Below are 5,179 nucleotides of genomic sequence, written 5' to 3'. Positions count from 1 at the left end.
CTACCTCCTCCTCGCTCCCAGCCGGCTGAGCACCGAATCGAACACCGCCGCATCCTGCGCGCCCGAGAGCGCGAAGCGATCGCCGAAGACGAACGTCGGCACCCCCGTCACGCCCGCCTCGCGCGTCCAGCCGATCGCCTCCAGCACCCGCTGCCGGTAGACCTTCCCCTCCAGCGCCGCCCGCCACGCCGCGCCGTCGAGCCCTGCCCGCTCGCCCACCGCGACCACCACCTCGGGCTTGCCGATGTCCTCCAGCTCCGTGAAGTAGGCCCGGAACATCTCCCGCGCATACTCCCGCGCCCGGCCCGCCTCCTGCGCGAACTCTGCCCCCTCGTGCGCCAGCACCGAGTTCGAGGTCCACGTCCGCCCCCGCGTGAACCGAATGCCCGCCGCTTCCGCGCGCAGCTCCATGTGCGTCGGCGGGTCGTCCGGACGGGTCATCGGGCGACGCGGCTTCCCCTCCGGCGGAGTCGAAGGGTCCAGCAGGTAGGGCACGTGCCGCACCTCCACCTCCCATTCGCGCTCCACGCGCTCGATTTCGACCAGCCCGAGGTAGCACCACGGGCAGACAAAGTCCGAAATCATCAGAATCTGCATCGGGCCGGGCTCGGGTTCGTGCGTCATGCGCGCACCATACCCCGCTCGACAAGGCCCCCGCAAAGGTGTTCACTCCCGCCACCACCACCGCCGGGGGTCACGCCATGGCCTACGAACACCTCACGCTCGAGATCGCCGACGACATCGCCACGGTCACCCTCAACCGCCCCGAGAAGCTCAACGCCCTCAACCGCGCCCTCCAGGTGGAGCTGCTCGAAGTCTGCGCGCAGCTCAAGCACGACGACACCGTGCGCGCCGTCATCTTCACCGGGGCGGGCCGCGGCTTCTGCTCCGGCGCCGACCTCAGCGGACCGCTTCCGCCGGCCCCCGACCGCGTCCCCTGGCAGCAGCTCACCGACGAAGACAGCTGGGTCGGACGCCAGGCCCGCGCCGTCTACACCCTCGATAAGCCCACCATCGCCGCGGTCAACGGCATCGCCGCCGGCGCCGGCTTCTCCCTCGCCCTCGCCTGCGACATCCGCGTCGGCTCCGAACACGCCCGCTTCAAGACCGTCTTCATCGAACGCAACCTCTCCCCCGATTCGGGCATGAGCTACCTCCTGCCGCGCATCGTCGGCCAGGGCGCCGCCCTCGACCTCATCCTCACCAGCCGCACCGTCGAGGCCGAGGAAGCGCTCCGCCTCGGGCTGCTCCAGCGCCTGGTCCCCCACGAGCAGCTCATGACGGAGGCCCGGGCGGTCGCCGCGGCCATCGCTGCCCACCCGCCGATCGCCGCCATCATGTCCCGCCGCGTGGTCCAGCGCTCCTGGGAGAACGACTTCGATGCCCAGCTGCGCGAGGAGATCCACGCCATCGCCATCTGCCGCCGCGCCGTCAACGACGCCCGCGAGCAGCGCCAGGCCTTCCTCGAGAAGCGCCAGCCGCGCTACACCGGCTCGTAGTTCTCCGCGCGCGAACCGGCCCCGGGGAAGCCCCCGGGGCCGCCAGGCTCGAACCGAAGCCCGGGCGATCAGTTGACCCGGCGCTCCTTGCCTGCCCAGTACTTCTCGCGGATGAGGAACTTCTGCAGCTTGCCTGTCGCTGTCCGCGGCAGGCTCTCCACGAAGTCCACGCTCGTCGGGCACTTGAAGTGGGCCAGGTGGTCGCGGCAGAACGCGATGATCTCCTCCTCGGTGGCGGTCATCCCCGGGCGCAGCACCACCAGCGCCTTCGGCGTCTCGCCCCACTTCTCGCTCGGCACGCCGATGACCGCGCACTCCAGCACCGCCGGGTGCTTGTAGAGCGCGTCCTCCACCTCCGAGGACGAGATGTTCTCCCCGCCCGAGATGATCACGTCCTTCTTCCGGTCCACGATGTTGATGTTGCCGAACTCATCCCACACCGCCAGGTCGCCGGTGTGGAAGTACCCGTCGTAGATGGCCCTGGCGGTCTCCTCCGGCTGTTCCCAGTACCCCTTCAGCACCACGTTCGAACGGGCGCACACCTCGCCGATCGTCGTGTTGTCCTTGGGCACCGGGTTGCCGTTGTCGTCCAGCACCTGGATATCGACCCCGATCGCCTCCACCCCGGCCCGCGCACGGCGCTGGTAGTCCTGCCCGTCCGGGTTGTGGTAATCCGGCATCGAAACGGTCAGGATCGGCGAGGTCTCGGTCAGCCCGTAAATCTGGATGAACTCCCAGCCCAGCTCTTTCTCCAGCCGCTCGATGAACGCCGCCGGGGGCGGGGCGCCCGCCACCACGAACCGCGGCCGCGTCGTGATGGTGTACTTGTCCCGGTCCGGGAACGTCAGGATCGTGTTGAGCACGGCCGGCGCCATGCAGGCGAACGTAATCTTCTCGTCCTGGATGAGCCGGAAGATGTCGGCCGCCACCACTGCCCGCAGCACCACGTGCGTCGCGCCCATCGCGGTCAGCGCGAAGGGACCGCCCCAGCCGTTGGCGTGGAACATCGGCAGCGTCCAGAGCTCGCGGTCCTCGTGCCGGACCCGCAGGTGCGCGATGAAGTTGTAGGCGTTGATGTACACGTTCCGGTGCGTGAGCATCACGCCCTTCGGCCGCGCGGTGGTCCCCGATGTGTAGTTGATCGAGGTCACGTCGTTCTCATCCTGCTCCACCGGCGGCGTCGGGCCGGTCGGCTGCTGGCCCACGTACGCGTCCCAGTCGATCCAGCCGTCAGGCACCGTGTGCCCCGGCCGCGGGTCCGCCACGATGTAGTGCTGGACGGTCTTCAGGTTCGGGCGAATCGCATCGACCATGCCGGTGTAGTCATAATCCACGAGCACCACCTTCACGCCCGCGTGGTTGATGATGTACTCGTGGTCGGCCGCCACCAGCCGGTAGTTCAGCGGCACCAGGATCGCGCCGATCTGCGTGACCCCGTAGTAGCTCTCGAGGAAGTAGTGGCTGTTCGGGCTCAGGATGCACACGCGGTCGCCCTTCTCCACCCCCAGCGAGCGCAGCGCGTGCCCCAGCTGGTTGCACCGCTCCTGGAACTGGCGGTACGTCAGCCGCAGGTCGCCATCGACCACCGCCTCTTTATTCGGGTACAGCTTCGCCGCGCGGCGAAGAAAATCGTTCAGCAGGAGCGGAACTTCCATCGGTCTGTCCCCCGGTCCGGTTTTGCGCGGGGATTCTAGCCGATCTCGCACCCGGCGCGACACGCGGGCGGCTCCGCCTCGGCCGTGCCCACCACGGTCACGTGTCCCAGCTTCCGACCCGGCCGCGGCGCCTTCCCGTACAGGTGGACGAAGCACCGCCCCGGGTAGGCCGCCTCCAGCCCCGCCAGGGCCGCCTCGTCGATGTCGCCGATCAGGTTCAGCATCGTCGCAGGCTGCAGCAGCGTCGTTTCGCCCAGGGGCAGCCCCGCCGCGATGCGCACCAGCTGTTCGAACTGGCTCGCGGCGCAGGCTTCTATCGTCAGGTGCCCTGAGTTGTGCGGCCGCGCCGCTACCTCGTTCACCAGCACCCCGCCATCCGGCAGCAGGTAGCACTCGAGGCACGCGATCCCCGCCAGCCCCGTCGCCACGGCGAACCGGTAGGCGAACTCCCGCGCCACCTTCGCGCTCTCCGCCGGGATGCCGGCCGGCGCGCGCGAAACCCGCAGGATGCCGCCCCGGTGCACATTGCGAATCGGGTCGAAGAACGCCAAATTCCCCCCACGGTCCCGGCAGACAATCACCGAGAACTCGGCCGCGAACGGCACCCGCTCTTCGACGACGCAGACCCCGCCGCCGAGCGAGAGCCACGCCGCCTCCGCATCCTCCGCCCGCTCCACCCAGGCCTGCCCGCGGCCGTCGTAGCCGCCCGTCGCCCGTTTGAACACGACCGGCAGGGTCAGTTCCCGGGCCGCTGCGGCCGCCTCCCCCGCGTTCGTCACCACCCGGTGGACCGGTACCGCGACCCCCGCGCCTGCCGTGAAGGTCCGCTGCTTCGCCCGGTCCTGCGTCATCAGCACGACGCCGGCGCCCGGCAGCAGGTCCGCGGTTTCTGCGGCCACTTCCAGCGTCCGCGCCGGCAGCGTCTCGGTCTCCACCGTCACCACCCCGGCGCGCCGTGCGAACCCGGCCAGCCGCGCCTCATCGTCGTACGCTCCCACCACCAGCTCGTCGGCCTCGCGCGCGAGCGGACAATCCGCAGCATCGCTGTATCCCAGCACCCGGTAGCCCAGCCGGTGCGCCGCCTCGGCAAGCATCATGCCGAGCTGGCCGCCCCCGATGATGCCGATGAACGCCCCCTCGGGCAGTGGATTCACCGCAGCTCCTCGCCGAGCACCCGGTCCCGCTCCTCCTCCATGAACCGCGCCACCCGCTCCGCCAGCGCCGGGTCCGTCACGGCGAGCAGCCGAACCGCGTAGTGCGCCGCGTTCACCGCCCCCGCCTCCCCAATCGCCATCGTGCCGACCGGCGTCCCCCGCGGCATCTGCACGATCGAGAGCAGTGAATCCAGCCCCTGCAGCGCCTTCGTCTGGATCGGAACCCCAATCACCGGCAGCGTCGTCTGGGCGGCCGTCATCCCCGGCAGGTGGGCCGCCCCGCCGGCCCCGGCGATGATCACCCGCAGGCCCCGGCCGGCCGCCGCCTGGGCGTACTCGGTTACCAGCGCCGGCGTGCGGTGTGCCGAAACCACCTTCGCCTCGAAGGGCACCCCGAACCGCTCCAGCACCTCCGCCGCCAGCCGCATCGTCGGCCAGTCGCTCGAACTCCCCATGATGATGCCGACAAGCGGCCCCGGCGCCGAATCAGCCATGGCGCCATTCTACGGCCCGCGCCGTCCCGGGCCACGCCCCCGGGCATGCCGCTCCAGTTCCCGGAAGAGCGCCTCCACCCCCGTGGTCGGGACCGTCACCCAGGGCGGGTCGCCGGCCGCTCGCGGGCGAAACAGCTCGCTCACCTTGTGCGGGAGCGGCGTGCCCGACCACGCCAGCACGACATCCGCCCGGGCGAGGTCCGCCCGCGCGTCCCCCAGCGTGACCCGCCCCTCCCCGCTGACGAACACCAGCTCCGGCCCGCCGGCCTCCCGCGCGAGACGGGTCGCCTCCCGCTGCCCTGCCGGCGAACCCCCGAGCACCAGCGCACGCCGCACCCCGGCCGCCGCACACGCCGCTGCCGCCCGCAGTGCCGCCT

The 5,179-nt window shown here is 70.8% G+C and carries 5 protein-coding genes and 1 pseudogene; 1 reads left to right on the top strand and 5 read right to left on the bottom strand.

The window, feature by feature from the left end:
* Window positions 1-624 carry a DsbA family oxidoreductase gene (locus VAE46_RS08515; protein WP_322796503.1) on the bottom strand — a complete coding sequence of 208 codons (624 nt, stop codon included), beginning with the start codon at window positions 622-624 and terminating at the stop codon, window positions 1-3.
* A gap of 77 nt (window positions 625-701) precedes the next feature.
* On the opposite strand from VAE46_RS08515, the gene VAE46_RS08510 reads away from it, so the two are divergent.
* Window positions 702-1,499 (top strand): enoyl-CoA hydratase/isomerase family protein, encoded by a 798-nt coding sequence (locus VAE46_RS08510; RefSeq protein WP_322796502.1) that lies wholly within the window; start codon window positions 702-704, stop codon window positions 1,497-1,499.
* A 68-nt stretch (window positions 1,500-1,567) separates the two neighbouring features.
* Here VAE46_RS08510 and VAE46_RS08505 read toward each other — a convergent pair whose 3' ends face one another.
* The 4 genes and pseudogenes from VAE46_RS08505 to VAE46_RS08490 all read right to left on the bottom strand — a co-directional run.
* Window positions 1,568-3,154, bottom strand: coding sequence for a long-chain-fatty-acid--CoA ligase (locus tag VAE46_RS08505; RefSeq protein ID WP_322796501.1), 1,587 nt, complete (start codon window positions 3,152-3,154; stop codon window positions 1,568-1,570).
* 35 nt (window positions 3,155-3,189) lie between these two features.
* Entirely contained in the window at window positions 3,190-4,308 is a 1,119-nt protein-coding gene (locus VAE46_RS08500) for a 5-(carboxyamino)imidazole ribonucleotide synthase (RefSeq protein WP_322796500.1), read from the bottom strand.
* Window positions 4,305-4,802 carry a 5-(carboxyamino)imidazole ribonucleotide mutase gene (purE, locus tag VAE46_RS08495; protein ID WP_322796499.1) on the bottom strand — a complete coding sequence of 166 codons (498 nt, stop codon included), beginning with the start codon at window positions 4,800-4,802 and terminating at the stop codon, window positions 4,305-4,307. The genes VAE46_RS08500 and purE overlap by 4 nt, the downstream gene beginning before the upstream one ends.
* Before the next feature lie 9 nt (window positions 4,803-4,811).
* A pseudogene (locus VAE46_RS08490) lies at window positions 4,812-5,179 on the bottom strand (hypothetical protein); the annotation flags it as partial.

The organism is Tepidiforma sp. (assembly GCF_034433535.1).
GTDB lineage: Bacteria > Chloroflexota > Dehalococcoidia > Tepidiformales > Tepidiformaceae > Tepidiforma.
This window is presented reverse-complemented; position numbering and strand designations above follow the sequence as displayed.